Genomic DNA, 25,728 nt, shown 5'->3' with positions numbered 1-25,728 from the left:
GCGGTCCGCCGGGGGAAAGCGAAGAGCGCCGCCCCGGTGAGGGACGACGCTCTTCGTTCGGCGGAAGTGACAGGATTTGAACCTGCGAGGCGAGTTACCCCGCCTACATGGATTCCAGCCATGCTCCTTAGGCCGCTCGGACACACTTCCAACGGGAAAGCTTACACGGGACTCGAGCCGGTCCGAGTCGCGCTCCCCGAGGCGACGTCGGTCACCGCGCACCGTGCAGCCGTTCTTCGAGACCCGCGCGTACGGCCGGCCACTCGTCGCGCAGGATCGAGAAGTACAGGGTGTCACCCACCGTGCCGTCGGCGTTGATGCGGTGCCGCCGCAGGCGCCCCTCCGGCGTCGCGCCGAGCCGCTCGATCGCGCGGGCACTGCGGGTGTTGCGGCTGTCGCACCGCAGCGCCACTCGGTTCAGCCCCCACACGTCGAAAGCGTGGGTCAGCAGCAGCAGCTTCGTCGCCGGGTTGGTCCTTCCGCCCTGGAATGCGCGGCCGTACCAGGTCGTCCCGATCTCGACCCGGCCCTGCGCGGGCGTGTGGTCGTAGAACGTCGTCGATCCCCGGATGCCGGAGGTCACGGCATCCCGGACCGTGAACGCGAACAGGCCCGGGGTCTGCCGCTGCTGGTCGATGCGCGCGGCGTGAGCCTCGACGCTCTCGGGCCAGGGGGTCGTCATGCCCGCCCACAGTTCCGCGTCGGTGAGGGCCCACGCCTCGGTCGCGTCGTCGGGATGCGCGGGGGTGAGCACGACGTCGGGACCGCGCAGGACGAGGTCGTGCTCGGTCATCGCGCGGCCAGTTGGGCGACGAACTCGTCGGCCGCGTCGAGTTGGCGGCGGAGCGTCTCGCGCCGCTCCATGGCCTCGGTCCGGATGGCCTCGAGACGCTCGCCGAGGGCGGCGTCGTCGGGCCGGTCGGCGAGCCCGTCGACCACCGAGAGCAACTCCCCCATCTGTTCGAGCGAATAGCCCAGCGGCTTCATCCGGCGGATCAGCAGCAGGCGGGACTCGTCGTCGGGCGTGTAGAGGCGGAAGCCGCCGTCGCTGCGGGCGGAGGGCACGAGGAGCCCGATCTCGTCGTAGTGGCGCAGCGTGCGGATCGACAGGCCCGTCCGCTCCGCGAGCTCGCCGATCTGCATCGGTCGCGCGTCGCTCATGGCATCCCCGATCCCGCAACCCTCTCGTTACGGTAGAGTGTGTTCGGTCGCGATCGCGACCCCCTCATTCTCCCCGCTCATCGGCGGGATCCCTCCGCCGCGTCTCCCGGGAGCATCTCCATGACCGACGTCTTCGCGCGCCCGCGCCCCGAGCCGACCGTGCTGCAGGCACTCCGCTCGCCCCGCCTGCTCACCCGCGAGGTGCTGGCCGGCCTCGTGGTGGCGATCGCCCTCATCCCCGAGGCGATCGCCTTCTCGATCATCGCCGGGGTCGACCCGCGCCTCGGACTGTTCTCGTCGTTCGTGATAGCCGTGGCCATCGCGTTCCTCGGCGGTCGCCCGGCCATGATCTCGGCCGCGACCGGCGCGATCGCCCTCGTCATCGCCCCCGTCGCCCGCGAGCACGGCGTCGACTACCTGCTCGCCACGGTGATCCTCGGCGGCATCCTGCAGGTGATCCTCGGCCTCCTCGGCGTCGCCAAACTCATGCGCTACATCCCCCGCAGCGTCATGGTGGGCTTCGTCAACGCGCTCGCGATCCTCATCTTCACGGCGCAGGTGCCGCAGCTGATCGGCGTGCCCTGGGCGGTGTATCCGATCGCCGTGGCGGGGCTGCTGATCATGTACCTGCTGCCGCGGCTGACCAAGGCCGTGCCCGCGCCGCTCGTGGCCATCGTGCTGCTCACCGGCGCTGCCGTGGTGTTCGGCATCTCGGTGCCGACCGTCGGCGACCAGGGCGCGCTGCCCGAGAGCCTGCCGTCGCTGCTGCTGCCGAACGTGCCGCTGAACGGCGAGACGCTCGCGATCATCCTGCCGTTCGCCGTGGCCATGGCGATCGTCGGGCTGCTCGAATCGCTGATGACCGCCGCCCTCGTCGACGACATCACCGACACCCCCTCGTCGAAGACGCGCGAGTCACTCGGTCAGGGCGCGGCCAACGTGCTGTCGGGCCTGTTCGGGGGCATGGGCGGCTGCGCGATGATCGGCCAGACGATGATCAACGTCAAGGCGTCGGGCGCGCGCACGCGCATCTCGACCTTCCTGGCCGGCGTCTTCCTGCTGCTGCTGGTGCTCGTGTTCGGCGACGTCGTCGCGATCATCCCGATGGCGGTGCTCGTGGCCGTGATGATCGTCGTCTCGGTCGCCACGTTCGACTGGCACAGCATCCGCCCCTCGACCCTGCGCCGGATGCCGGTGAGCGAAACGGTCGTGATGGTGTCGACCGTCGCGATCACGGTGTGGACGCACAATCTCGCCATCGGTGTGGGCGTGGGCGTGATCGCCGCGGCCGTGCTCTTCGCCCGCCGGGTCGCGAGCCTGACGACGGTGACCCGCGAGGTCGACGGCGAAGTGGCGCGCTACACCGTCGAGGGTGAGCTGTTCTTCGCCTCGAGCAACGACCTGACGACGAAGTTCGCCTACCACCACGACCCGGCGCACGTGGTCATCGACCTGTCGCGCTCGCACGTGTGGGACGCCTCGACGGTGGCAGCCCTCGACGCCGTTCAGACCAAGTACGCGCACCTGGGCACGACCGTCGAGCTCGAGGGCATGAACACCGCCGCCGCCCGATTCCACGGGCGCCTCACCGGTGGGCTCGGCGGCGGGCACTGACACCGTCCGCGCTCCGGGGCGACGCTACGCCGCCTGCGGCCCGGGCCGCCGACAGCGTGACACGACGCCGGAGCCCGGATCGCCGACGGCGTGCGGAGCGGAGGAGATGCAGCGACGGGAGGATGCCAGGACGAGAAACGTCCTCCCCTCGTCCCACGCCCTCCGCTGGGCACCGCGACGCGCCGACGCGCGCGCGGGTCAGCTGCGCAGCGTCGTCGACGGCGTCTCGCCGAACTCGCCGCGGTACATCGCCGCGAAACGGCCGAGGTTCGAAAAACCCCATCGCGCGGCGACCGCGGCGACGGTGTCGACCGACGGATCGGCGCTGCGCAGCTCGGCGCGCGCGGCGTCGAGCCGCACGCGGCGCAGGTACTGCATGGGCGTACGTCCGGTCGCGGCACGGAAGGCGTACTGCAGCCCCCGCGGAGACAATCGCGCCGCCGTGGCGATGTCGGCCAGCACCACCGGCTCCGCGGCGTGGGCTTCGACGTAGGCCTTCGCCCGGCGGACGGGAGCGGGGAGCGGGCGGGCCGGACGCCCGGCGGCGAGGACCTCGGTCAACGTGGTCGGGAAGGTCAGCAGCGACGCCTCGAGCATGAGCAGGCGCGCCTGCTGCTCGACGAGCGGCGACCGTTCCTGCGAGCGCAGCAGCACGTCGCGCGCGTACTCCCAGGTGCGCGACCAGTAGCGCAGACGCTGCTCGCTGACGGGGGCGTAGCCGGTCGGACGCACGCGCAGCGTGTCGTCGCCCGACAGGCGGCGGGCTGCCTCGTCGAACTCCGACCGCGCGAACGACACGCCTGCCCCGGCGATGCGCCCGGTGAAGGCGATCTCGAGCGGGCGGTCGACGACCATGAACGGCACCGCGGTGTCGATGCGCTCCCGGCGATACGTTCCCGCGACCCGGGGGCCGGCGATGCGGCCGACGACCACGTGATCGAGCGGGTCGGACTCGACCAGCATGGTCGACCCGATCGTGTAGTCGAAGAAACCGAACCCCGGCTCCGTCGCGGCGTGCCAGGACAGACCGGGCTGGATCACCTCGGCGCGCGAAATACGCGCCCCCGGGACGACCGACTGCCACAGCTGCTCCACCGTCTCGGCGTCGCGGGTCTCGATGTTCGTATGCTCCACGAGGTCTTCCTAAATCGTCCCAATTCGTGCGGCAAGACCATTGCGCTCCATGGCAAGGATCGATATGGGACCGCTCTCACGGCGCAGTGAGCGGGCGTCCGTGCACGAACGTGGATGCCCCCCATCCGTCTCCCAGCGTACTGGGGCAATTCATAGCGAGCGGCCACCGCGCCGTCGGCCGCCGCGCGCGCGCCTCCGGCCGGGGAGCGCAACCCGCCTCGCGCCGCATTGACCGCCACCGCCGTGCTCGCGAGGATTCCGAGAGCAGCTCCTTCGGGGTGCGGCATCCGGCGTCCTCCGTTCCCCGGCGCGACGGTCGGATCGTCTCGGTGCGGGGCTCGTGACCCCGCACCGAGACGGCCCACCCCGCGCGGGAGCCCCGGCACGGACATAATGGAGGCAGCCGCCGCCGGGTGTGCCGATACCCGAGGGGATGCCGATGCCTTTTCGCACGATGAGCACGCTCCAGGAGTGGGTCGACGACTTCCGGGCGCTCGGGTTCGACGACGCCGAGATCCTGCGCGTCATCCCGCAGGATGGCGAAGACGGCGCCGACGCCGGCCTCGTCGCCGCGCAGCTGCGCAGCGTCTCGACGACCTTCTACGTGGCGCCGAGCAGCGAGGTCGGCTCGACCGACTGGGCCGTCACCTTCGAACCTCGAGAAGACGCGGCTCCGCTGCCCGCCGGTCGGGTCATGGCGTTGTCGGGCGAGCTGGCCACCCTGGCGGCACTGTGCTCGTTCCTGCAGGCCCGGTCCGAGGCGTTCCTCGCGCGAGCCTGACGCCCTCGGCTCCACCGCGGTGTGGAGGTCGGGCGGTCACGCCTCAGCGTGGCGACTCAGTGCTCGGCCGCGCTCGCCACCGTCGCGATGAGGTGCTGCAGCAGCGACGCCGCCGCAGCCGCGCGCTCCGCATCGAGGCCGGCGATCGCCGCCTCGATGCCGTCGTCGAAAGCGCGCAGCGCGTTCCACGGGGGGCTGTCGAGATCGACCGTCGCCGTGATGTGGTTGACCCGCCGATCGTCCTCGTCGAGATCGCGGCGAACGGCACCACGCTGGACGAGACGGTCGATGAGGGTGGTCACACCGGCCGAGGTGATCCCCAGGTGATCGCGCACGTGGGAGGGACGCGCGCCGGGGTTGTCGGCGACGAACACGAGCGCGCGGGCGTCGAGCTCGTTGAGCGCGAGTTCGCGGCGGGCGGCGGCGGCGGCGACGCGCCGAGCCTCGCCGTATGCGAGCAGGGCGCGCCCCAGGTCGGACCCCGGCGAGGGGGACGACGAAGAATCGGAAGACGTCTGCACGACCCCCGATCGTAGCGACTCCATCCCAGAGGCCGTCTCGTCACGAGGCGGAGGAGCCGGATGATGCCCTCGTCTCCTCCGCCTCGAGCCGAGCCCGTCGTCTGGACCCGCGGCGTTGCCCCGCATGCGCAGCAGGGCGGTGCTGTCAAGGGCGGGTTCCGCCGCTCGCCGCCGGTCTATGACGGAACAAGGACAGTTCCGTCGGGAGACGGGAGCGAGGAGAAGACCATGATCTACGGACAACACGGCGCACAGGACGACGCCCAGCACGCGGGCTCGGTGTGGAGCATCGCGATGTCGACCGCGATGGGCAACGGCATCGTGCCGAGGGCGGCCGAGGACCGACGGGGGACGCGTCCGGCCTGGCGCTGGCCCTGGTCGCGCACCCGCACGATCGTCGAGCCGATGGTGGTCGCGCCCCGCGCCTGAACCACCGCTCTTGCTACCGACGCGTCGGCTCCCGCCCCCGGGAGCCGGCGCGTCGGCCTGTGTCCGGGCGTTCATACGATGGTTTCCACGGCGTAACCCGCCGCACCGGGCCCACCCTTCAGCATGGGACGACCGCATCCGCGGTGATCGGCGACAGCACCGCCACGAGCGGTGCTCCTCCCCCGGAAGGCCCCTCGATGATTCGACCCCTGCGCGTGCTGTCGTTGTACGAGGGCTTCTTCGCCGGGGGCGCACGGATTCTGCATTCCGACGTCATCGCGGGTCTCGCCGCCGGCGGTGCGCAGCACCACCGGGTGCTCTCGCTCACCTCCGCCGCCCGTCGCGACGCGTCGCTGCAGCTCGCCCGCGACGACACGCGCTATCGCCGTCTGCGCCGCGCCGGGGTGCGCATCGACGCCCTCGACCGCATCGCGGGCGATCACCCGGTGCACCCCGAAGACTTCACCCGGCCCGAACTCGAGCGGGCGGCCCATCTCTTCGCCGACGCCGACGTCGTGCTCTCACTGAAAGAGCAGCCGCTCAGCCTCGTGGTGGCCCTCGATCGCGCCGGGCTCCTGCCCGCACGGCCGGTGGCGGCGTGCCTGCACCGCTCCGATCCCACGCATTCGGGGCCGGCGCTGGGGTGGTTGCGCGATGCCGGGGCCTCCGGCGCCGTGTCGGCCACGATCGCCTGCGCCTCGTCGACGTCGACCGCCTACGCCCGCGCCGGCGTCGTCACCGAGCAGGCGTGGGTCATCGACAACGGCATCGACACCCGTCGTTTCCGCCCGGGCACCCGGGCCGAGCGTCACCGCATCCGCGAGGGTCTCGGCATCCCGGAGTCCGCCCCCGTCGTGCTGCTGGCGGCACGCTTCGACGCCATGAAAGACCCGGGGCTGTTCCTCGCGGCGGTGGCGCGCCATGCGGCGCTCTCCCCCGGCGCCCACTACGTCATGTGCGGTTCGGGCATGACCCGCGACAATCCCCTGTTCACCGCCCTGCTCGCCGAGAACGGCATCGACGGCACGGTGGCGCTGCACGCCCTGGGACTGCGCGAAGACATGCCGCAGCTGTATCGCGCGGCCGACATCGTGGCCCTCACCAGCGCCTTCGGCGAAGCCTCACCCCTCTGCCTGGCCGAGGGAGCGGCATCCGGAGCCGTCCCCGTGACCACCGACGTCGGCGACGCCGCCCGGATGGTCGCGGGCTTCGGCCTCGTCACGCCCCGCGACGCCGCCGCGATCGCCGCCGCCTGGGACGACGCGCTGCACCGCCGCGGCGAGCTGCGCCGCGCCGCCCTCGCCGCGCGCACGCGCATCGACCGCAAGCGCATGGTCGACGATTACCGCGGTGCGATCTCGAGCCTGCTGCTGCCGAGCGTCCTGGCCGCCTGACCCTCGGCGCGAGGTGAGAACACCGTCGCCCTGTGGCACGGTACCGACGGATTCCGCACCACGCGCGGGTGGCGGCAGAGTCAACGTGGTCGTCTACGGGACGGGCAGTCGGCGCACACTGTGACGCCTGAGCCACACGCGCGGACGATATGCGCAATGATGGCCGGAAAGCGCCTGTGATCACAGTGCCTCCCCGTCCCCCCGAATGGTTGCACATGCCTCGATCACGCTCCATCGTTGCCGCGCTCGCTTGCGCGGCGGTGCTCGGTACCTCGTTCCTCGCCCCCGTTCCCGCTGCGTCCGCACGGGGACCGGTGGTGGATGGCGAGGGTCGATCCGCGGCGGTGTACGACATGGCCGAAGCGTTCATCGAGCACGTCTACGTCGAAGCGGCGATGGACTCGGACGGCGACGGCCGCGGCGACCTCATCCGCGCCGACATCGTGAGACCCCGTACTCCCGCCGCGGTGCAGGTTCCCGCGATCATCACCGCCACCGGATACAACGGCACGCCGGGAGGCAAGCCGTACGTCGACAACGCGAACCGCGACGTCAGCGACCTCGCGTTCATGCCGGGGTGGGAAGACAACTACTTCGTCCCCCGCGGATACGCCTACATCTCGGTCGACGTCGCCGGCACCAACTGGTCGGAAGGGTGCGTCGACAACGTGGGGCCGAACGACGTCGAATCGGTCGCCGCCGTCATCCGGTGGTTGCACGGAGAACCCGACTCCGTCGCGTACCGCAACCTCGATCGCGAGCTCACCGTGGACGCCCGGTGGAGCTCGGGCAAGAGCGCCGTGACGGGCATCTCGTACGACGGCGGCATCGCCAACGCGGTGGCCACGGCGACGGCCGTGCCGGGCCTGCAGACGGTGGTCCCGATCGCCGGCGGGAGCAGCGCCTACAACACCCGCCCGCATGGAGTGTTCGTCGGGGGTGGCACGGCGAACTTCTCGGAATGGCTCACCGAGCCCGAGCCCGCGGGGGTCGAGAACCCCTCGAATCCGGCGCGGCTGCGCGAGCACCAGGCCGAGAAGCGACGCGTCTGCCAGCCGCAATTCGCCGGATGCGCGCTGACTCCGACCCCGCCGAGCGCTCTTACAACGCCTTCTGGGACGCCCGCAACTACACGCGCAAGGTCGACACCATCGCCGCGAACGGCGTGAGCGTCTTCATCGCCACCGGGCAGGGCGACATGATCGTGCGCACGAACGAGTTCGGCGAGCACTGGGCGGCCCTGCAGCAGGCGGGTGTCGAATCGAAGCTGTGGCTGCATCGTCGGGCGCACGTGGATCCCTTCGACGTCGATCGCGACGGATGGAGCGACACTCTGCACCGGTGGTACGACCACGAGCTCCTCGGCATCGACAACGGGATCACGGACGAGCCCGCCGTCCGCGTCGAGACGCAGCCCGACGTGTGGGAAGACGCACCGACCTGGCCCGTGCCGGGCAGTACCGCCGTCACCCTGGGCGTCGGCGCGAAGAACGGCGTCGGCACCCTCCGGATCGGAGCGTCCGGAACGGGAACAGCCTCGTTCGCCGGTGCGCAGCTCGACGACGCGGCCCCCTTCGCCCTCACCGGCGGCGCGGCCGAACCGCGGGGCGGACGCGACCGGCTCGTATACGCGTCCGCGCCTCTGTCCGCCGACGCCCGCATCTCGGGGACTCCATCGGTCACCGTTCGGGTTCGCCCGGAGGCGGCGGATGCGAACATCTCGGTCGCGCTCGTCGACTACGGCCCCGCCGAGATCGTCGACTGGTCACGAGGGAATGGCATCCGCGCACTCGACTCGACACGGGAATGGGGCGGTTCACGCGCCGAGGAGGGGGCCACCTATGCCGACACCGTTGCCCTCACCGCGACGACCGGCAGCTCCGTGATCACCCGAGGGACGGCGAGCATCGCGCACCACGAGTCGCTCGAGCGGTACACACCGGTCCCGCAGGGCACCTACGTCGACCTCACCTGGACGCTGTTCCCCGCCGATCACACCGTCCCCGCGGGACACCGCCTCGGCCTCGTGCTCTACAACAACAGCATTCAGTTGGATCCCGGTACCGTCGGCGATTACGTCGGCACGGCAGGCTCCACCATCGACCTCGCGGGCACCTCGCTGTCCGTCCCGATCGTCGGCGGAGACACCGTGATCGCGGGAGTCCTCGTCCCGCAGACGCCGACCATCGTGGGCACTGCTCGCGTCGGTTCGCCCCTCACCGCCACGGTCGGCGCCTGGGGGCCGGGGCAGGTCGCACTGTCGTATCAGTGGGCCGCCGACGGCGTCGCCATCGCGGGAGCCACGAAGAGCACGTGGACACCCTCGCCCTCAGCGCGGGGGAAGACCATCACCGTCACCGTCACGGGCAGGAAGGTCGGATACACCTCCACCAGTCGCCCGTCGAACCCCACCGCCAAGACCGTGTCAGGAACGCTGACGAGCGTGGCACCAGCGATCAGCGGAACCGCGAAGGTGGGGTTGACAACTTGCCACGACTCGCAGTTGTGACGCGCAACACCGACGAGATGTTAGGAAGCGTTCTTGCCGACGATCGGCCCTCGTCGACCCGAAGGTACACGCGGGCAGACTCACATGGCCCCCGGTCACCGGAACCTACTTCGGACCAGTTAGACGAGACGCGCCGTTTAGGCGTGTCGTCCCTTTCATTTATGCGTCCGGTGAACGATCCCCTATTAGGACAGGGAGACCAACCATTCGGTCGTCGGCGAAATGCCCCTCTCCTGCGGAACCCTCGCCCTCCCCTCAACCAGCGGCAAAGTCATCGCCACCTATCTCACCGAGCCGGGCACACCCTCCACCGTTGCTCTCAACCTGCTCCGCAGCTGGGCAGCGCAACTCCTCGAAGCGCCGCCGTCGAACTAGCGGATCTTGGTGGTGATTGTCGACGCGCTATCGTTCGGCAATGACCATGCGCCTGGAACTCGTGCCCATCGCCGTGAGCGACGTCGACGCCACTGTCGCCTTCTACCGCGACGTGGTCGGGTTCACGCTTGACCACGACGTCTCGCCCGGGGGCGGGATGCGCGTCGTGCAGCTCACCCCGCCGGGCTCGGCCTGCTCGATCGCGTTCGGCGTCGGCATGGGCAGCGGTGGACCGGTCTCGAATCTGCACCTCGTGGTCGACGACGTCGAGGCGGAGCGTGCCGCTCTCGTCGGCCGCGGCCTCGCCGTCAGCGAGGTGCAGGACATGGGCGGCGTGCTCTACGCCTTCTTCGCCGACCCCGACGGCAACACCTGGGCACTGCAGGAAATCCGGGTTGCGTCACTGCCACAGTGATCACACCCGACGTAGACGCCCGCGAATGCCGATCCAAAGGCGCCCGGCCGACCGTCTCGCGACCATTCAATCGCGATCAGGCTCCGAGCGTGGTGAGAAGGGTTTGCAGCGTCTTCTGCTCGTTGCCGGCGTCGGGGGTGCTTGAGCGCACCGATGAGAGAACCGGGTCGATCTGCTGGTCGATGTAGGTCCAGGCTCCGCAGTCGGCGGCGTTCAGGGTGTCCTGGTTGTCGTCCCACGCGGTTTCGAGGTCGGTTGCGCTCTTCGCGGCGCCTGCTGCGTCGCCGTTCTGCACGGCGGTCAGGATGTCGGCGGTGATGGTTCGGAATTCGTTCATGGTCACGGTCGGGAAGTTCGATCGGGCCGCGGCCTTCGCCTGGTCCTGGGTGAGGGAGGTACTGGTGTCGCAGCTCGGGCCCGAGCCTTCGTCTGCCAGGACGCTCGCATGGGGCTGGCTGTTCGTGTAAATCAAGAGCGCGACCGTGGCAATCGCGACGACGGCAAGGATGCCGAGACTCGCCCGTCGGCGTCGTGGTGACGTCGCGGGTTCCGGTACGGTTCGGTCGCGTTCTACGACGTCGGTCTTGCTGACCGTCAGGTAGATCACGGTGGCGAGGATGGCGGCGAGGAAGATCAGGCTGGTCGTGAAGGTACCGAGGCCGATGCCGCCTTCGGCGGGAGTGAGCCCGAGCCAGTCGCCGATGTTGGCGCCGAGGGGACGGGTGAGGATGTAGGCGATCCAGAAGATGAGCACGGGGTTGGCGCCGTACCGCCAGAGGGCAGTGACGATGCCAATCATCACCAGGGGCAGCAGGATCGACAGTCCAGGTCCCCAGCCGGTGAGCTCGAGGGTCCAGTCGCCGAGGGCCGTGCCGAGGGCGAAGGTGACGAGCACGGCGACCCAGTAGAAGGCTTCGCGCGGGCGGGTGACGATGCTGTGGATCGAGAGGGTGCGTTCGCGGGCGAACCAGATTCCGAACACCACCGCGAGAGCGATGGCGAAGACGGCCGAGCTGGCGGAGAGTGGCACGCCGGCCTGGTCGGTGAGGATGTCGGTGTAGAGGGTTCCCGTGATGCTCAACACCACGACGGTGAACCAGTACGCCGCCGGCCGGTAGCGAGTGAGACGCAGCTGCACGGCGAGAACGACGACGGTGACGACGGTGAAGATGATCGCGGTGGCCACCAGTCCCACGCCGAGGGCCATGTTGATGTAGTCGGCGAAGCTCTCCCCGACGGTGGTGCAGAGGATCTTGATGATCCAGAACCAGATGGTGATCTCGGGGACTTTGCTCAGCAGCTGCCGAGTCGTGAGTGGGGTGGCGTGTGCGCTCATGCTCTGACGTTCCCAACCGGGGTTTCGGGCATCCTGCGAACGGCGCCCTCGGCCTCTGAGACTTCTCACACGATCGGGCTCGCCGCGGTGGTCCGGGATCGCTGGCGGCTGAGCACGGCGACGCAGACGGCGATCGCGGCGGAGAGAACAAGACTCACGGTGCCGGTGCCGACGCCGATGCCGCCACGGTCGTGGCCGACTCCGAGCCAGTCGGCGAAGGACGCACCGAGCGGCCGCGTGACGATGTACGCCACCCAGAAAGCGGCAATCGCGTCGACACGGAAGAACGCGTAAGCGACAGCGGGGATGCAGATCGCCACGAGGAACAGCAGCCCCGATCCGAGATAACCCAGGCCGAGCACGTGGGCGGTCCAGTCCCCGGCCGCGGTGCCGAGTGCGAACGTCGTGAGCACGGCGGCCCAGTAGAACGCTTCACGGCGCGGTGTGTCGATCGCGTGGATCGAAAGGGTGCGCTCGGTGCGGAACCAGAGAATGAACACCGCGACTAGGACGATCGCGAAGCCAGCGGTCGAGACCTCGTACGGCACGCCGAACTGCACGTGCACGACATCGGCAGCCATCGTGCCGAACACGCTCACCAGCACCACGGCGAGCCAGTAGACCCACGGCACATACCGCCGGGTACGGAACTGCAGCACCAGCGCCCCGACGAGCAGCACGAACGCGACAGCGACCCCGATGACGGGTTCGATGCTCGTCACGACGAAATCGGACGTCGTCTCCCCCATCCCGGTGGTGAGCACCTTCGTCACCCAGAACAGCACGGTGATCTCAGGCACCTTGCTGCGGCTCAGGTCCACGCGCTTCACGCGCTCACCCACGGTCGGCCTCGACCGCGGCACGTTCTCGTTCGCGCTTGTCGGCGCGCCGCTCCCGCACGACGGCGATGGCGATCGGGATGACCGACACCACGACGATCCCGACAGCGATCAGCTCGACGTTGTCGGCGACGACCGGAATCTTCCCGAGAAAGAAGCCGGCCACGGCCAGCAGCAGCGCCCAGGCCAGTCCGCCGATGCCGTTCCAGAGCAGGAAGCTTCGGTAAGGCATGCTCGACATGCCCACCACCGGCGGCACGAACGTGCGGACGACCGGCACGAACCGGGCGAGTACCAGCGAGTGGGCCCCGTACCTCGCGAAGAACGCATCCGCTTTCTCGAGGTAACGGGCTTTCAGGATGCGCGCATCCGGCTTGAACAGGCGCCGGCCGAAGCGGCGGCCGATCGCGTACCCGACCGTGTCGCCCACGATCGCGGCCACGGCCACGCCCGCGACGAGCGCGGGGAGCGGAAGCCCCAGCGACCCGGTGAGCAGCGCTGCGGTGAAGATCAGCGAATCTCCCGGGAGGAAGGGGAACAGCAGGCCCGTCTCGATGAAGATGATGCCCATGATCACGGGCAGCACCCAGGGCCCGGAGCCCTCCAGCAGTGCGGTCGGATCGAGGAGACCCCCGGATTGGATCAGCACGCGCGCCCTTTCGATGTGGATGGCTGGTGCTCGCAGACTAAGCACCGCGGGTGCGAGAACAGGCCGGATGCGGGGCCTGCGTTCCTGAAAGAACTCTCAGACGGACGGGTGTCGCTGATACCGGCTCCCGCCCGTCCTCAGGGTCTACTTCGTGGTGCTGGTGGGGTCATCGGCGGTCTCGCCGTCGTTGCTGCCATCCTCCACACCGGCGCTGTCCTCGACCTCGTTGGGGTCGTTCACCTCGGTGGGGTCTTCGGTCTCAGTGGCGTCATCGGCGGTCTCGCCGTCGTTGCTGCCGTCCTCGATGCCGGTGTCCGTGCCCGTGTCGTCGGCGGTCTCGCCATCGTTGGTTCCGTCCTCGACACTGGTCTGGCTGGTCGCCGGGGCGGGCGTGGTGTTGGAGGCCTGGGCGGGGATGGAGACGGCCAGGCCGCCACCGATGAGGAGGACGGCGGCTCCGATCGACCCGAGCGTCCATGTGGTTCGCTTGTTCATGACTTCTCTCCTTCGTCGAGCACACGAAATGCGTGCGTGGTCTGACGGTACGAACGTGCCGATGAGATGACCGTGAGAGGCATCAGCGCGCGTTCAGCTTAGGAAGTTCGATCGTGGCGACCGTGCCCTGTCGAGTCTCCGAGTCGATCGCCACACGGCCACCATGAGCGGTGACGATCTGTCTCACCAGCGGCAGGCCCAGTCCGTGGCCGGGGATGGACTGCACGGAGTCCGCTCGCCAGAACCGGTCGAACGCGCGGGACTGGGTGCCGGGCGGGAATCCGGGACCGTCGTCCGCGACCGCGATGATCGCCAGGCCCGCACGCTCGCTCACCCGCACCCGGACGACACCGGAAGCCGGGGTGAACTTGGAGGCGTTCTCGACGAGGTTCCCGACCGCGCGGGTCAGCAGCTCGCGCGAACCTCGAACGATCGGGTCGCCGTCGAAATCAAGCGTCAGTGTCGGCCAGGACCGATCCCGGTCGCGGCCGGGGATAGCTCCGAGAACGATCTCCTTCACCCTGACGGGACTGAAGATGTCTTCGATGCGCCGATCGCCCGCCTGCCCGAGCAGCAGCAGGTCGCTGGTGAGGCGTTCCATCTGCTCGACAGCGTCGATGCTCCGCCGGATGGCGGTGACGTACTCGGTGCTGGAGCGGGGTGCGAGCAGCGCCAGCTCCAACTCACCCGAGATCACGCTGAGTGGGGTGCGGAACTCGTGCGAGGCGTCATCGACGAACCTCTCCTGCGCTTCGTACGCCAGCCGCACCGGCGCGAGCGTGCGGCGGGCCATGACATAGCTGACGGCGGGCACGAGCACCACGAGGATCGCGAAGCTAATCAGCAGCCCAGTGCGCAGCCCCGAGAACGCGACCTCGGCCGCATCGACGGCAATGGCGGTGTCGCCCTCGGGCGGGTCGTAGTCGAACACCGTGGTGACGAAGAGATAGATGGCGACCGCGAACGCCCCGAAGACCGTCAGCTGCACGAGGGAGAAGAACACGGTGAGCCGGAGGACGGCCCGGCGGAACATCACAGGTGTGTCCGCACGAGATAGCCGGCGCCTCGACGGGTCTCGATGAACTCGGTCTCGGCCGTGCCTTTCGCGGTGAGTTTCTGGCGGAGGTAGCGGATATAGGTCTGCACCACGTTGCTGCCTCGATCGCTGTTGGTGTCCCACGCGTGGTCGAGCAAATCAGAGGTGGAGACCACAGTTCCGGCGTTGCGCATCAGATACTCCAGCACGGTGAACTCCTTCGCGGTGAGAGGGATCTCCCGACCCGAGCGGTAGGCCCGCCTCAGACCGGTATCGAGTGTGACGTCCCGTACAGCGAACACGGGCGCGATCGCTTTCGGTGCGCGCCGCAGCAGCGCACGCACCCGGGCGAGGAGCTCGTCGAGGTGGAACGGCTTCACCAGGTAGTCGTCCGCCCCGGCATCCAGTCCTCGCACCCGGGACCGGGTCGAGTCCATCGCGGTGACCATGAGCACGGGCACATCGGTGTCGGCGCTCCGGATGCGCCGGCACAGTTCCACACCCCCACCCACCATGCCCGGCAGCATGAGGTCCAGAAGCACGAGGTCGTAGACATCGGTCTCGAACGCGAACAGCGCCTCCGCGGCATCCGCCCTCAGATCGACCGGGTACCCCGATTCCGTCAGGGCGCGGCGCATGATGTCCGCGATCCGCCGATCGTCCTCGACCACCAGAATGCGCATGCCATTCCCTCCAGGAAACCACCAGGCTCCGAACCTAGGGAGCGGGGCCAGGCGACTCCTGCGATCCGAGGGCGTCGACCATGAGAAAACGTTCAGACACCCCGCTCTGCACGGTCGAGCAGGAAGAATGGCCACCATGACCGCTGTCTCGGATCGACCCGTGCGCGTGCTGGTCGTCGAGGACGACACCCAGCTGGGCCCGCTCCTGGTGCGGGGCCTGACCGAGGAGGGCTACGACGCGACCTGGCTCGAAGACGGCACCTCTGCTCTCATCCAGTCGCAAGGAGGCGGATTCTCGGTGGCCGTGCTCGACGTGATGCTGCCTGGCATGTCGGGGTTCGAACTCTGCCGCCGGCTCAGAGATGCCCACCCCGCCCTGGTCATCCTGATGCTCACCGCCCGCGACGAAGTCGACGACCGGGTCAAGGGTCTGGACTCCGGAGCCGACGACTACCTCGTCAAACCATTCGCCTTCACCGAGTTGGCGGCACGACTCCGGGCCCTCCGCCGACGCGAGAACCTCACCACCAGCCCGCGACTCGAGATCGCCGGACTGCTCATCGACAGCCATGACCACACCGTCACGGCAAGCGGTGTCCCGGTGCCGCTCAGTCCCAAGGAATTCGCGCTGCTTCGGCTGCTGGCCCAGAACCTCGACCAGACTCTCCCGCGGGAGCAGATCCTGCTCGAGATCTGGGGCACCGTGCAGCACACCGACCCGAACATTGTCGACCAGTACATCAGCTACCTCCGCCGCAAGCTCGACCCGGTCGACTCCGGAGTCACTGTGCGCACCGTCCGCGGAGTCGGGTTCCGGTTGGAGCGGCCGTGATGCGAGCCCTCGGCCGGTTGTCGATCCGCGCGCGGATCACGATCGGTACCTTGCTGATCGCAGCCCTGTTCTTCACCGGCGTCGCCATCATCGTGCGCCAGCAGGTCGACACCATTCTCCAGAACGCCACCTACGACGTGCTCACCAGCGACGCCACTCCGTTCGAGACCGCCCTCCAGCAAGAGCCCGACGACCCCGTCGACAACCCCGGCGAGGGGCAGCTCATCGCCGTCATCGACCCCGCCGGAGCCACCCGCACCTCCACCCTGCCCGCCACGATCGTCGCCCAACTTGACTCAATCGACAGCGGGCGGTCCGGGCCTCAGCACCTCACCGTCGACAGCGCCACCTACCTGGTCGCCGTCGAGAAAGTCACCTCCTCGACCGGCGACTGGACCATCATCTCCGCCCGTAACGAAAACGCATCCCAGCAGGTGCTCACCGACCTCACCACCGGCCTCGTCATCGGCCTGGGAGCCCTGACACTCCTTTTCGGGATCGTCTCCTGGGTTCTCACCGGTGCGGCCCTCCGCCCCGTCATCCAGCTCCGCCGCAGCGCCGACATCATCGTGGCCAACGACTGCGACACGCTGCTCCCGGTCGGCCCGGCGACCGACGAGATCGCCGACCTGGCCGCGACCCTCAACGCGCTGATCACGAAGCTGCGCGCATCCGCCGCCCGTGAACGCCAGATGGTCTCCGATGCGAGCCACGAGCTCCGCACACCGCTGGCGGTTCTGCAAGCGCAACTCGAGCTCCTCCGCACCGGCGACCGTACCCGTCTCGACACCGACCTCCTCGAAGCCGAGCGCGCCACCGTGCGTCTCAACCAACTCGTCGACAGTCTCCTCGCACTCTCCCGCCTCGACAGCGGACGGGCTCCAGCACGCGCCACGGTCGGCGAACTCGTAGAGGAGGCCGGAGAGGCCCTCGACCGTGCGCGGCTGGCAGCGTCGGGGGGACAGGTCGAGATCGACCTCACCCTGCCAGTGGCAGCCCAGCCGCGCGGCCGGGTAGCGATGGCACCACTTCTCTACGGCCGAGTACTCGACAATCTGCTGACCAACTCGCTCAGCGCCCTGGACGGCGAAGGACGGATCGCCGTCACCCTGTCCGTCGAGGCCGACCACTTCGTGACGACCGTCATCGACACCGGACCCGGGATGTCACCGGAGTTCTTACCCCAGGCATTCGACCGCTTCTCCCAGGAAGACCACTCGCGAACGACCGGGCAGGGCAGCGGGCTGGGCCTTGCGATCGTAGCCGCCGCAGCAGCAGCTGCCGGCGGAACGGCCCGACTCTCCAACACAGCCCCACAGGGGCTGGTGATCACAATCGCCCTGCCCGTCCTCGACTCCGATGCGACACCGACTCGCGGTCACCTCCCTCCACCCTGAGTCACATGTCCCTCCACCCTGAGCCACATGCATCCCGCGCCGCACCGCGCCGCGACTGTCCAGCTCAGTCCGACTCGTCGCATCGGTATCGGGTACATTCCGGCTCGCGCCGGTAAACCCGCACACCGCTACGCATTCGAATGCGCACCCTCCGAACGCTTCTGGTCACCGGTTTTGAAGAGTCTGCGATTCTCCGCCGTACTCTCGGAGTGTGCTCTACATTGCCCGTGGCATCGAGGATGACCATTACTGGGTGGTTCAAGAACTTGATGGTGCCCTCGTCGAGACGCCGTGGCGGGTTGAGCGCGAGGCGGGTAGTTACCGCCTGAGCCATGCGGACGACAGCCGCGAGACAGTTCGAGGACTTGCGTTGGGCGAATTTGCAACACCGGAATCGGCGGTTGAGGCGCTACGAAGCCTGCTGCAGCTCTGACGTCGGGAAATCTCTCCCCTCACAGAGACCCGCTTCTTGACGAGCCTACGTAGGGTCGTCCTGGTCATGACAAACCGTGATCGCACTGGCTCACGACGCAGCTCGTCCGAGTGACAGAGAGTCCGATGGCTCTCGCCGGTCATGTTCCGCAGGCCAAATCTCTAGCACCCGGTCAATGGGGTCAAAGATCGCATGTGGTATTCACGCTCACCGCCGCTCCCGGAGCATGGGGACCGGGAACGGTCGCCCTGACATACCAATGGAAAGCCAACGGCACGGTCATCGCGGGGGCGACGGCGAACACGTACCGGGTCGCTTCTCGCGACGTCGGGAAGACCCTCACCGTCACCGTGACCGGCAAGAAGTCGGGCTATGCAACGCGGTCGCGCGGGTCGAGCGCGACGAAAACCGTCGTCACGTAGCGCGCCTCGCACATCGTGCCGACCGAACGCGCGACCGTTCGGCACGATGTGCGTCCACCGACCGGCGTCGTCTGGCCGTGACGACCGCGTACCGGGCGAGGGCCGGAACCCTCGCGGCCGGACGCCGCCGCGCGTCCGGGCGGCACGGACCGACGCCGCCGCGCGGCACCATAGACGGCGCGCCGACACCGCGCTATCCCCGCCGTCGGCGCCCCGAACCGTGTCTACAGTGAGGCATGACCGCGCGCATCCTCTCGATCGGCACGGCCCTGCCCGAGACCCGCGTCGAGCAATCGACCCTGCGCGGCCTCTTCGCCGCGCAGCCCGGGTTCGACCGCAAGGCCCAACGCCTGGTGGGTGCGGCCTTCGATGCCGCCGCCATCGACACCCGCCACGTCGTGCTGCCGCAGCTCGCCGGCGGCACCGGGGGCGGGCTCGGCGTCCGCGACGGCGACACGCTGCTCATGCCGTCCACGGGAGCCCGCAACGCGGAGTACCGCCGCACCGCACCCGCCCTGTTCGCCGAGGCGTCGCGCGCCGCGATCGAGGGTTCGGGGCGGACGCCGGATGCCATCACGCACGTCGTGACCGTCTCGTGCACCGGCATGTTCGCGCCGGGTCCCGACTACCACCTCGTGCGCGACCTCGGCCTGCCGACCTCGGCCGAGCGGTACCACCTCGGTTTCATCGGATGCGCGGCCGCGATCCCCGCGCTGCGGCTCGCGGCGCGGATCGTGACCGCCGACCCCGACGCCGTCGTGCTCGTGGCGTGCGCCGAGCTGTGCTCGCTGCACTGGCAGACCTCGTCGCACCCCGACCAGATCGTCGCCGCCTCGGTGTTCGCCGACGGCGCGGCGGCCGCGGTCGTGGCATCCGGAGACTCATCGCACCCCGGTCTCGACCTCGACGACTTCGCCACCCACGTCACCGACGAGGGCGAGAAGGACATGGCCTGGACGGTGGGCGACTCCGGGTTCGAGATGACCCTCACCCCCGAGGTGCCGCGCATCATCGGGCGCGAGATCGCCGGCATCGCCGCCGACGTGCTGGGCGACCTGAGCGACGTCGACGCGTGGGCCGTGCATCCCGGCGGCCGCAGCATCCTCGACCGCGTCGAGAGCGCTCTCGCCCTGGATGCCGCCGCCCTGGCGCCCTCGCGGGAGGTGCTGCGCGCCCACGGCAACATGTCGAGTGCGACCCTGCTGTTCATCCTGCGCGACCTGCTGGCCGACGTCACGCACCCCGACGGGGAGCGGATCGCCGCGCTGGCCTTCGGCCCCGGCCTGACGGTCGAGGCGGCGCGTCTGACGCTGCGCCGCCCGTGAGCGCCGCGCGAGGCCCCGCCACCAGCGACGGAGCGACCGGCCTCTGGCGCGGCCTCGCCCGACGCGATGTGGCGCTCACCGAGCTGATGGACGACCCCGACTGCGACCCGCGCGCCCTGGCGGCGACGTATCGGCGGTTCGACGTCGTGAACCGCCTGGTCTCGGCCTGGGGGCACGTGTACCGCACGCGCGTCCGCCCGCAGTTGCGGGCGCTCGGCCGCCCCGCCCGCGCTCTCGACCTGGGGTGCGGCGGCGGCGATGTCGCCGTCCGTCTGGCGGGCCTGGCCGCGCGCGACGGGTTCGACGTCGAGTGGACCGGCGCCGATCCCGACCCCCGCGCCATCGCCTCGGCCCGCGCGCGCGAACGACCGGGCGTGCGGTTCGTGGCCCAGGACTCGGGCGCCCTGCGCGCCGCGGGCGAACGCTACGACCTGGTCGTGTCGAACCACGTGCTGCACCACCTCGACGCCACCGCCCTGGCGACGTTCGCCGAGGACTCGCTCGCCCTCTCGAGTGGTCGGGTGCTGCACGCCGACATCGCCCGCGGCCGACTGGCCTACGCCCTGTACGCCGCGGGGATCGCCCCGCTGTCGGCCGGCACGTTCCTGCGCGTCGACGGACTGCGCTCGATCCGCCGCAGCTACCGCGCCCCCGAGCTTGCCGCGGCACTCGGAACGCCCTGGCGGGTCGAGACGCCGGCGCCCTTCCGGGTTCTCGCCGTGGCCGAGGGGCGGGCGGAGCGTGCCTGAGGTACTGGTGGTCGGAGCCGGACCCGTCGGTCTCGCCCTGGCTGCCGACCTGCGTGTGCGCGGGGTCGACGTCGAGATCGTCGAGAAGCGCGCCGGCACCGGATCCGGGTCGCGGGCCATCGGCATCCACTCCCCCGCGCTCGCCCTCCTCGAGGCGTCGGGCGCGACCGAGGCCCTGCTGGCGCGCGCGGATACGATCGTCCGCGGCGAGGCGCGGGCCGACGGCCGACTGCTCGCGGCGATTCGCTTCGACCGCCTGCGTGCGCGTCATCCGTACGTCGCCGCACTCCCCCAGGCCGACACGATGGAGGTGCTGACCGGCCTCGCGCCACGCGTGCGTCGGGGGGTCGCGATCACCGCCGTGCACGACGATGGTCAAGGCGTACGCGTGCGCGCCACCGGTCCGCGCGGTGACGAGGAGATCCGCGCCCGCGTCGTCGTCGTGGCCTCGGGATGGGCGGGCCGCGACCTCGTGTACCGCCCCGGCGCCGTTCGGACGCATCACTACCCCGACCGCTACGTCATGGCCGACGTCGTCGCTCCCGGCGGTCCCGTCGCCCGGGTGCACCTGGAACGCCAGGGCGTGCTGGAATCGTTCCCGCTGCCCGGCGGACGCCGCCGGCTGGTGGCGTGGGCGGGCACCGACGAGGTGGCGGATGCCGTCGGCACCCTCGAGAGGGCCGTCGCCGAGCGCGCGGGGCTCGAGGTCGACATCGCCGAGGCGACGACGTTCCGCGTGCGGCGCGCCGTCGCTCCGGCGCTGCGGCGCGGCCGCGTCGTGGTGGTCGGCGACGCCGCCCACGAGGTGAGCCCCATCGGCGGTCAGGGGATGAACCTCGGACTGCTCGACGCCCTCACGCTGGCCCCGCTGCTGCCCGGGTGGGTGCGGACGGGCGAGGCGCTCGGCCTCGGACGATGGGAGACCGACCGTCTGGCCTCGGCGCGGCACGCGGCGCGCCTGGCCTGGCTCAACACGATGCTCGGGCGAGCCACGGGCCCGCTCGCCCACCCCCTGCGCACCGGGGCGCTGCGCACCATGCTGCGGGGGGCGGGGGGCGCGCTGTTCACGCGCGCGTACGCCATGCGACTGGATCGCGCCGCCCGCGACTGACGAGCCGCCCGGGCGGGAGGAGTCAGGTCACGACGAGTTGAGCGGCGAGCAACAGAGCCGCCAGCATCGTGAGCTGGAACACCGCGCGTCCGGGCGCGCGCACGAGCACGAGCACCACGGCCGTGGCCGCCACCGCGACGACGGCGGTGAAGAAGATCGCGCCGAGCACCGTGGCATCCGTGCCGATCAGCACCGCCACCGCTCCGGCGACGACGCCGACCGCCGCGAGCACCACCGAGACCCGCGCACCGAGGCGGTGCGGAAGGCCCCGCACGCCCGTGCGCCGATCGTCGTCGAGGTCTCGTACGACATTGGTCAGATGCACGGCCGCGCCGAGGGCGGCTCCCGCGAGCGACGCCCACGGGGCAGCCAGCGCGGGAGAGGCGAGGGACAGCGTCGCGAACGACGGGAAGAGCCCGAAACTCAGCACGAACGGCACGATCGACACCGGCGTCGACTTCAGCCCGGCGTTGTAGGCCCACGCCGAGGCCAAGGCCACCGCGTGCGCGGCGACGAGTCCGGGGCCGAGCGGCACCGACAGGAGCACGGCGAGGAGCGCGGACGCCACGGCCACCCCGAGCGCACGTTCCGGAGTGATCGCTCCCCCGGCGATGGGCTTGTCCGAGCGGCCGACCGCGGCGTCGCGCGCGCCGTCGATCGCGTCGTTCGACAGCCCCACCGACACCTGTCCCGCGAACACGGCGACCACCAGCAGCGCGAGTCGCGCGGGCTCGACCCCCGCGGCGAGGCCGAGGGCCAGTGCCAGAACGGTCACGACCAGGGTCGGCCCCGGGTGGGTCGCGCCCCACAGCGCCCGCACGAGGGGCGGCTTCGCCGCGGCATCCATCACCCGATGACGCTACCGCGGCTGCGCACTCGGGCGGCCGACCCGCCCGGGCGCCGCGCCACCACCACGTTGAGTGTCCAGGACACGCCGCGGAGACCGGCCCCGGCACGGCGCGTCTTGGACACTCGACAGTCTTGGCACTCTCCTGTCGAGAGTGCTAATCTGCTGCCACGTTGAGCGCACAAGGCTCAACTTCATCGAACTCCGGATGCCGATATCCGGACCGACCGAAAAGGAGAACCGACCATGGCCACTTACGACCCCTTCCGCGACCTCGACCGCCTCGCGTCGACCCTTCTCGACGCCCGTCGCGGGGGCGGACCGCGCCGGATGCCGATGGACCTCTACCGCGACGGTGACCACTACGTGCTCTCGGCCGATCTTCCCGGGGTCGACCCGGGCTCGGTCGACATCGACGTCGACGGTCAGCTGCTGACCATCCGCGCCGAACGCACCCTCGCCACCGGCGACGACGTCAAGTGGATCACCCGCGAGCGCGAGACGGCCACGTTCGTCCGCCAGCTCAACCTCGGCCAGGGCATCGACACCGACGGCATCAGCGCCGCCTACCGCAACGGGGTGCTGTCGGTCACGATCCCGGTGAGCGAGAAGGCGAAGCCGCGCCGCATCGCGGTGGCCACCGACGACCACGACGGCGTCATCCGGGCGCACGAGAGCGAACCGCAGCTCATCGAGCAGTAATCCACCGCGAACAGAGGGGCCGGCCCGAACGGACCGACCCCTCTCTCGCGCGTCGCTCAGAGGTCTTCGGGCGCCAGGTCTCCCTGGCCCTCTTCGCCGAGCTCGACGACGCCCGGGTCCTGACCCTGCGAGTCGGTGCCGGTGGACCCGGGGTGGATGTCCTCGAACGGGATGTCGGTGTCGTCGGCGGCGATCTCGGCCGGGTCGGCGCCCGTCGCGGTCGCGGGGGCGATGTCCTGCGGGTCGACGCCCTCGTCGAGGGCCGTCGTGGCATCCCACTCCGCCTGGGCGGGGTCGAGCGCGGGGTCGGGCTCGATCGAGGTGTCGCCGTCGCGCAGGGGCTGCACACCCGCGATGCCGACGTCGGCGGCGGGGGTCGACGAGTCGGCGGGGGACGGGTCGATCGAGGCGTCGCTCATGGGGATCCTTTCGTCGAACGCACCGGGGTGCGTCACCGCTGATCGGCGGTGTCTCCATCCAACGACGCCGACGGGGCCGCGCCCCGCCCCTTGACAGGCCCGACCCGCGCACGGACCACGCGCTTCAACGGGTGGGCTCCCGCTCCAGCGGCACGGGAGAAGCGCTCCTGCCGACGGCGAGCCCTCTTCGTCGTTCCCCAGCGCCCGGGTCGTCCGCCCGACCGACGCTGTCAACCGGGTGGCATCCCGCTGCCGATGACGACACGGTGAGGGAGACGAGAGGATCCCCCATGAACGACTCGAGCCGCACCGTCGCTCGCGCCGACACCCCCCGCATCGTGATCATCGGCGGGGGCAACGCCGGACTGTCGGTGGCCGGACGCCTCCACCGGGCCCGCGCCGGAGACATCACCGTGATCGAGCCGCGGACGCAGCACGTCTTCGCGCCCCTCCAGTCGCACATCGCCGGAGGCGCGGCACGGGCCAGCGAGGCCGTCCGCGCGCAGGCCGACGTGATCCCCGCGGGCACGCGCTGGCTGCGCGACGAGGTCTTCACGGTGGATGCCGCTGCCCGCCGCGTGCATCTCGTGTCGGGCGGTCATCTCGACTACGACCAGCTCGTGGTGTGCGCCGGCCTGCGCATGGCATGGGAGCAGATCCCGGGCCTGCCCGAGGCCATGGCGGCACCGAACGGCATCTCGAACTACGACTACGACCTCGCCGCGAAAGCCTCGCCGGTGCTGCGCGACCTGCGCTCCGGCACGGTCGTGTTCACCCAGCCGCCCGAGCCCGCGTCCTGCGGCGCGGCCGCGCAGAAGCCGATGTACCTCGCGTGCGACTGGTGGCGCGCGATCGGCGTGCGCGACGACCTGCGCGTGGTCTTCGTCGCCCCCGACCCCGTGCCCTTCGGCATCCCGGCCATCGACCGCGAGCTGCAGCGCAAACTCGACGAGTACGGCATCGAGGTGCACTACAGCCGCGAGATGCGGTCGGTGGATGCCGAGGCGCAGACGATCACGATCGGTCACGGCGAGGCCGAGGAGACCCTGGCGTACGACGTGCTGCACGCGGTCCCTCCGCAGCGGGCGCCGGAGTGGATCGCCGGCAGCGGGCTGGCGGCATCCGACGATCCGCACGGGTTCGTCGACGTCGATCCCGAGACGCTGCAGCACACGCGGTATCCCGAGATCTGGTCGGTCGGCGATGCCGCCGCGGTGGCGACCCGCCGTTCCGGGGGCGCGATCCGTCAGCAGGCGAAAGCCCTCGTGAAGAACATGACGGGGGTGAGGGCCGGGCGCTCCCCCTCCGCGAAGTACGACGGCTACAGCGTCGTGCCGTTCACGGTGTCGCGCGGCACCGTCGTCTTCGCCGAGTTCGATCGTCAGGGGCGCCTGCAGCCCACGATCCCCTTCTGGCGTTCGCTGTATCGAGAGCGCGCCCTGTCGTGGATCGCCGACCGTCGGGTGCTGCCCTGGGTCTACTGGCACCTGATCCTGCGCGGTCGCGCCTGAGCCGCGGGGCGAATCCCCGAACGACCCCGGCGCGCCGCGCACGCGCATAGGGCACGCGAGCCGATCCCTCAACCCCGGGGGCAGCTCGCCCGTGACGAGCGAAGACTGGGACCAGCCCCGGAAACCACACGAAAGAGGACACCATGGCACAGGTCATCGAAACCATCGACGTCAACGTTCCCGTCCGCGTCGCCTACAACCAGTGGACGCAGTTCGAGGAGTTCCCGCACTTCATGAGCTTCGTCGAGTCGATCACGCAGAAGAGCGACACCCTCACGCACTGGAAGGTGAAGATCGCCGGCGCCGAGCGCGAGTTCGACGCCGAGATCACCGAGCAGCACCCCGACGAGCGCGTCGCCTGGAACAGCGTCGGCGGCGACGAGAACCACGCGGGTGTCGTGACGTTCCACCGTCTCTCCGATGACGAGACGCGCGTCACCGTGCAGATCGACTGGGAGCCCACCGGAGTCCTCGAGAAGCTCGGTGCCGTCTTCGGCGCCGACGACCACTCGGTGAAGAAGGACCTCGACAACTTCAAGAAGTACATCGAGTCGCGCGGTGCCGAGTCCGGCGCCTGGCGCGGCGACGTCAGCTGACGTCACCGACAGG

At 70.1% G+C, this 25,728-nt stretch carries 29 protein-coding genes and 1 tRNA gene; 17 read left to right on the top strand and 13 right to left on the bottom strand.

The genetic code is table 11. The features are described 5' to 3' along the window. Positions 1–61: 61 nt before the first annotated feature. The 3 genes from BJP65_RS13450 to BJP65_RS13440 all read right to left on the bottom strand — a co-directional run bounded on the left by BJP65_RS13450 (position 62) and on the right by BJP65_RS13440 (position 1,161). A tRNA-Ser gene (locus BJP65_RS13450) sits at positions 62–150 on the bottom strand. A 61-nt stretch (positions 151–211) separates the two neighbouring features. After that, positions 212–793 carry a GNAT family N-acetyltransferase gene (locus tag BJP65_RS13445; RefSeq protein WP_070409471.1) on the bottom strand — a complete coding sequence of 194 codons (582 nt, stop codon included), beginning with the start codon at positions 791–793 and terminating at the stop codon, positions 212–214. Then, on the bottom strand, positions 790–1,161 hold the full coding sequence (locus tag BJP65_RS13440; RefSeq protein ID WP_070409470.1) for a MerR family transcriptional regulator: 372 nt from the start codon (positions 1,159–1,161) through the stop codon (positions 790–792). Before BJP65_RS13440 ends, BJP65_RS13445 begins: the two co-directional genes overlap by 4 nt. 120 nt (positions 1,162–1,281) lie before the next feature. Between BJP65_RS13440 and BJP65_RS13435 the strand changes: the two genes are divergently transcribed. Further along, complete coding sequence (locus tag BJP65_RS13435; RefSeq protein WP_070409469.1) at positions 1,282–2,775, top strand: SulP family inorganic anion transporter; 1,494 nt, start codon at positions 1,282–1,284, stop codon at positions 2,773–2,775. Between the two features lie 198 nt (positions 2,776–2,973). Here BJP65_RS13435 and BJP65_RS13430 read toward each other — a convergent pair whose 3' ends face one another. After that, positions 2,974–3,909 (bottom strand): AraC family transcriptional regulator, encoded by a 936-nt coding sequence (locus BJP65_RS13430; RefSeq protein ID WP_070409468.1) that lies wholly within the window; start codon positions 3,907–3,909, stop codon positions 2,974–2,976. Between the two features lie 439 nt (positions 3,910–4,348). Between BJP65_RS13430 and BJP65_RS13425 the strand changes: the two genes are divergently transcribed. Continuing rightward, positions 4,349–4,690, top strand: a complete 342-nt coding sequence (locus BJP65_RS13425) for a hypothetical protein (RefSeq protein WP_070410021.1) — start codon at positions 4,349–4,351, stop codon at positions 4,688–4,690. Between the two features lie 56 nt (positions 4,691–4,746). Here the strand turns inward: BJP65_RS13425 and BJP65_RS13420 are convergent, their stop codons facing one another. After that, complete coding sequence (locus BJP65_RS13420; RefSeq protein ID WP_070410020.1) at positions 4,747–5,211, bottom strand: helix-turn-helix domain-containing protein; 465 nt, start codon at positions 5,209–5,211, stop codon at positions 4,747–4,749. A 228-nt stretch (positions 5,212–5,439) separates the two neighbouring features. On the opposite strand from BJP65_RS13420, the gene BJP65_RS13415 reads away from it, so the two are divergent. From BJP65_RS13415 to BJP65_RS13395, 5 genes are all read left to right on the top strand, one after another. Beyond that, positions 5,440–5,640, top strand: coding sequence for a hypothetical protein (locus BJP65_RS13415; protein ID WP_070409467.1), 201 nt, complete (start codon positions 5,440–5,442; stop codon positions 5,638–5,640). Positions 5,641–5,837: 197 nt separating this feature from the next. Next, positions 5,838–7,034: a glycosyltransferase gene (locus tag BJP65_RS13410; RefSeq protein WP_070410019.1), complete on the top strand. Its 1,197-nt coding sequence runs from the start codon at positions 5,838–5,840 to the stop codon at positions 7,032–7,034. Positions 7,035–7,249: 215 nt separating this feature from the next. Next, positions 7,250–8,203, top strand: coding sequence for a CocE/NonD family hydrolase (locus tag BJP65_RS17040; RefSeq protein ID WP_258027476.1), 954 nt, complete (start codon positions 7,250–7,252; stop codon positions 8,201–8,203). Further along, positions 8,104–9,543: a CocE/NonD family hydrolase C-terminal non-catalytic domain-containing protein gene (locus BJP65_RS16330; protein WP_070409465.1), complete on the top strand. Its 1,440-nt coding sequence runs from the start codon at positions 8,104–8,106 to the stop codon at positions 9,541–9,543. Before BJP65_RS17040 ends, BJP65_RS16330 begins: the two co-directional genes overlap by 100 nt. Positions 9,544–9,958: 415 nt before the next feature. After that, a complete protein-coding gene (locus BJP65_RS13395) occupies positions 9,959–10,333 on the top strand; it encodes a VOC family protein (RefSeq protein ID WP_070409464.1) in 375 nt (124 codons plus the stop codon). A gap of 76 nt (positions 10,334–10,409) precedes the next feature. Here BJP65_RS13395 and BJP65_RS13390 read toward each other — a convergent pair whose 3' ends face one another. The 6 genes from BJP65_RS13390 to BJP65_RS13365 form a co-directional block, all read right to left on the bottom strand. Further along, positions 10,410–11,669, bottom strand: coding sequence for a hypothetical protein (locus BJP65_RS13390; RefSeq protein WP_070409463.1), 1,260 nt, complete (start codon positions 11,667–11,669; stop codon positions 10,410–10,412). Positions 11,670–11,734: 65 nt separating this feature from the next. Then, positions 11,735–12,499, bottom strand: coding sequence for a hypothetical protein (locus tag BJP65_RS13385; protein ID WP_258027475.1), 765 nt, complete (start codon positions 12,497–12,499; stop codon positions 11,735–11,737). Positions 12,500–12,503: 4 nt separating this feature from the next. Further along, on the bottom strand, positions 12,504–13,157 hold the full coding sequence (locus BJP65_RS13380; RefSeq protein WP_070409462.1) for a VTT domain-containing protein: 654 nt from the start codon (positions 13,155–13,157) through the stop codon (positions 12,504–12,506). A gap of 144 nt (positions 13,158–13,301) precedes the next feature. Beyond that, positions 13,302–13,652 (bottom strand): hypothetical protein, encoded by a 351-nt coding sequence (locus BJP65_RS13375; RefSeq protein ID WP_070409461.1) that lies wholly within the window; start codon positions 13,650–13,652, stop codon positions 13,302–13,304. 82 nt (positions 13,653–13,734) lie between these two features. Then, positions 13,735–14,685: a sensor histidine kinase KdpD gene (locus BJP65_RS13370; protein WP_070409460.1), complete on the bottom strand. Its 951-nt coding sequence runs from the start codon at positions 14,683–14,685 to the stop codon at positions 13,735–13,737. Further along, entirely contained in the window at positions 14,685–15,371 is a 687-nt protein-coding gene (locus BJP65_RS13365; protein ID WP_070409459.1) for a response regulator transcription factor, read from the bottom strand. The genes BJP65_RS13370 and BJP65_RS13365 overlap by 1 nt, the downstream gene beginning before the upstream one ends. Positions 15,372–15,507: 136 nt before the next feature. On the opposite strand from BJP65_RS13365, the gene BJP65_RS13360 reads away from it, so the two are divergent. The 7 genes from BJP65_RS13360 to BJP65_RS13335 all read left to right on the top strand — a co-directional run bounded on the left by BJP65_RS13360 (position 15,508) and on the right by BJP65_RS13335 (position 21,640). Continuing rightward, entirely contained in the window at positions 15,508–16,203 is a 696-nt protein-coding gene (locus tag BJP65_RS13360; protein ID WP_156784898.1) for a response regulator transcription factor, read from the top strand. 17 nt (positions 16,204–16,220) lie between these two features. Next, positions 16,221–17,600: a cell wall metabolism sensor histidine kinase WalK gene (locus BJP65_RS13355; RefSeq protein WP_181015937.1), complete on the top strand. Its 1,380-nt coding sequence runs from the start codon at positions 16,221–16,223 to the stop codon at positions 17,598–17,600. A 211-nt stretch (positions 17,601–17,811) separates the two neighbouring features. Beyond that, positions 17,812–18,033: a hypothetical protein gene (locus tag BJP65_RS16635; protein WP_156784897.1), complete on the top strand. Its 222-nt coding sequence runs from the start codon at positions 17,812–17,814 to the stop codon at positions 18,031–18,033. A gap of 194 nt (positions 18,034–18,227) precedes the next feature. After that, a complete protein-coding gene (locus BJP65_RS13350) occupies positions 18,228–18,455 on the top strand; it encodes a hypothetical protein (RefSeq protein WP_070409458.1) in 228 nt (75 codons plus the stop codon). A 236-nt stretch (positions 18,456–18,691) separates the two neighbouring features. Beyond that, positions 18,692–19,780 (top strand): type III polyketide synthase, encoded by a 1,089-nt coding sequence (locus BJP65_RS13345; protein WP_070409457.1) that lies wholly within the window; start codon positions 18,692–18,694, stop codon positions 19,778–19,780. Positions 19,781–19,866: 86 nt separating this feature from the next. Then, the gene (locus BJP65_RS13340; RefSeq protein ID WP_070410015.1) at positions 19,867–20,529 is read left to right on the top strand and encodes a methyltransferase domain-containing protein; all 663 of its coding nucleotides are present in this window, start codon (positions 19,867–19,869) and stop codon (positions 20,527–20,529) included. Further along, a complete protein-coding gene (locus tag BJP65_RS13335; protein ID WP_070409456.1) occupies positions 20,522–21,640 on the top strand; it encodes an NAD(P)/FAD-dependent oxidoreductase in 1,119 nt (372 codons plus the stop codon). Before BJP65_RS13340 ends, BJP65_RS13335 begins: the two co-directional genes overlap by 8 nt. A 22-nt stretch (positions 21,641–21,662) precedes the next feature. On the opposite strand, the gene BJP65_RS13330 is transcribed toward BJP65_RS13335, so the two are convergent. Next, positions 21,663–22,487 carry a UbiA family prenyltransferase gene (locus BJP65_RS13330; protein WP_070409455.1) on the bottom strand — a complete coding sequence of 275 codons (825 nt, stop codon included), beginning with the start codon at positions 22,485–22,487 and terminating at the stop codon, positions 21,663–21,665. A 246-nt stretch (positions 22,488–22,733) separates the two neighbouring features. On the opposite strand from BJP65_RS13330, the gene BJP65_RS13325 reads away from it, so the two are divergent. Continuing rightward, positions 22,734–23,189, top strand: a complete 456-nt coding sequence (locus BJP65_RS13325) for an Hsp20/alpha crystallin family protein (RefSeq protein WP_055938475.1) — start codon at positions 22,734–22,736, stop codon at positions 23,187–23,189. A 56-nt stretch (positions 23,190–23,245) separates the two neighbouring features. Here BJP65_RS13325 and BJP65_RS13320 read toward each other — a convergent pair whose 3' ends face one another. Beyond that, positions 23,246–23,608 carry a sugar ABC transporter ATPase gene (locus tag BJP65_RS13320; protein WP_070409454.1) on the bottom strand — a complete coding sequence of 121 codons (363 nt, stop codon included), beginning with the start codon at positions 23,606–23,608 and terminating at the stop codon, positions 23,246–23,248. Positions 23,609–23,898: 290 nt separating this feature from the next. On the opposite strand from BJP65_RS13320, the gene BJP65_RS13315 reads away from it, so the two are divergent. After that, positions 23,899–25,119, top strand: a complete 1,221-nt coding sequence (locus BJP65_RS13315; RefSeq protein ID WP_070409453.1) for an NAD(P)/FAD-dependent oxidoreductase — start codon at positions 23,899–23,901, stop codon at positions 25,117–25,119. A 143-nt stretch (positions 25,120–25,262) separates the two neighbouring features. Next, positions 25,263–25,715 carry an SRPBCC family protein gene (locus BJP65_RS13310; protein WP_055838580.1) on the top strand — a complete coding sequence of 151 codons (453 nt, stop codon included), beginning with the start codon at positions 25,263–25,265 and terminating at the stop codon, positions 25,713–25,715. Positions 25,716–25,728 lie beyond the last annotated feature (13 nt).

Source organism: Microbacterium sp. BH-3-3-3 (assembly GCF_001792815.1).
Taxonomy (GTDB): domain Bacteria; phylum Actinomycetota; class Actinomycetes; order Actinomycetales; family Microbacteriaceae; genus Microbacterium.
This window is presented reverse-complemented; position numbering and strand designations above follow the sequence as displayed.

Excerpts from the sequence above, each read along its gene's own strand:
- BJP65_RS13345 (WP_070409457.1), top strand. The coding sequence starts at position 18,692 with ATGACCGCGCGCATCCTCTCGATCGGCACGGCCCTGCCCGAGACCCGC.
- BJP65_RS13425 (WP_070410021.1), top strand. The coding sequence starts at position 4,349 with ATGCCTTTTCGCACGATGAGCACGCTCCAGGAGTGGGTCGACGACTTC.
- BJP65_RS13360 (WP_156784898.1), top strand. The coding sequence starts at position 15,508 with ATGACCGCTGTCTCGGATCGACCCGTGCGCGTGCTGGTCGTCGAGGAC.
- BJP65_RS13440 (WP_070409470.1), bottom strand. The coding sequence starts at position 1,161 with ATGAGCGACGCGCGACCGATGCAGATCGGCGAGCTCGCGGAGCGGACG.
- BJP65_RS13410 (WP_070410019.1), top strand. The coding sequence starts at position 5,838 with ATGATTCGACCCCTGCGCGTGCTGTCGTTGTACGAGGGCTTCTTCGCC.
- BJP65_RS13325 (WP_055938475.1), top strand. The coding sequence starts at position 22,734 with ATGGCCACTTACGACCCCTTCCGCGACCTCGACCGCCTCGCGTCGACC.
- BJP65_RS13315 (WP_070409453.1), top strand. The coding sequence starts at position 23,899 with ATGAACGACTCGAGCCGCACCGTCGCTCGCGCCGACACCCCCCGCATC.
- BJP65_RS13370 (WP_070409460.1), bottom strand. The coding sequence starts at position 14,685 with ATGTTCCGCCGGGCCGTCCTCCGGCTCACCGTGTTCTTCTCCCTCGTG.
- BJP65_RS13330 (WP_070409455.1), bottom strand. The coding sequence starts at position 22,487 with ATGGATGCCGCGGCGAAGCCGCCCCTCGTGCGGGCGCTGTGGGGCGCG.
- BJP65_RS13310 (WP_055838580.1), top strand. The coding sequence starts at position 25,263 with ATGGCACAGGTCATCGAAACCATCGACGTCAACGTTCCCGTCCGCGTC.
- BJP65_RS16330 (WP_070409465.1), top strand. The coding sequence starts at position 8,104 with ATGCGCGCTGACTCCGACCCCGCCGAGCGCTCTTACAACGCCTTCTGG.
- BJP65_RS13365 (WP_070409459.1), bottom strand. The coding sequence starts at position 15,371 with ATGCGCATTCTGGTGGTCGAGGACGATCGGCGGATCGCGGACATCATG.
- BJP65_RS17040 (WP_258027476.1), top strand. The coding sequence starts at position 7,250 with ATGCCTCGATCACGCTCCATCGTTGCCGCGCTCGCTTGCGCGGCGGTG.
- BJP65_RS13340 (WP_070410015.1), top strand. The coding sequence starts at position 19,867 with ATGGACGACCCCGACTGCGACCCGCGCGCCCTGGCGGCGACGTATCGG.
- BJP65_RS13435 (WP_070409469.1), top strand. The coding sequence starts at position 1,282 with ATGACCGACGTCTTCGCGCGCCCGCGCCCCGAGCCGACCGTGCTGCAG.
- BJP65_RS13415 (WP_070409467.1), top strand. The coding sequence starts at position 5,440 with ATGATCTACGGACAACACGGCGCACAGGACGACGCCCAGCACGCGGGC.
- BJP65_RS13445 (WP_070409471.1), bottom strand. The coding sequence starts at position 793 with ATGACCGAGCACGACCTCGTCCTGCGCGGTCCCGACGTCGTGCTCACC.
- BJP65_RS13375 (WP_070409461.1), bottom strand. The coding sequence starts at position 13,652 with ATGAACAAGCGAACCACATGGACGCTCGGGTCGATCGGAGCCGCCGTC.
- BJP65_RS13395 (WP_070409464.1), top strand. The coding sequence starts at position 9,959 with ATGACCATGCGCCTGGAACTCGTGCCCATCGCCGTGAGCGACGTCGAC.
- BJP65_RS13390 (WP_070409463.1), bottom strand. The coding sequence starts at position 11,669 with ATGAGCGCACACGCCACCCCACTCACGACTCGGCAGCTGCTGAGCAAA.
- BJP65_RS13320 (WP_070409454.1), bottom strand. The coding sequence starts at position 23,608 with ATGAGCGACGCCTCGATCGACCCGTCCCCCGCCGACTCGTCGACCCCC.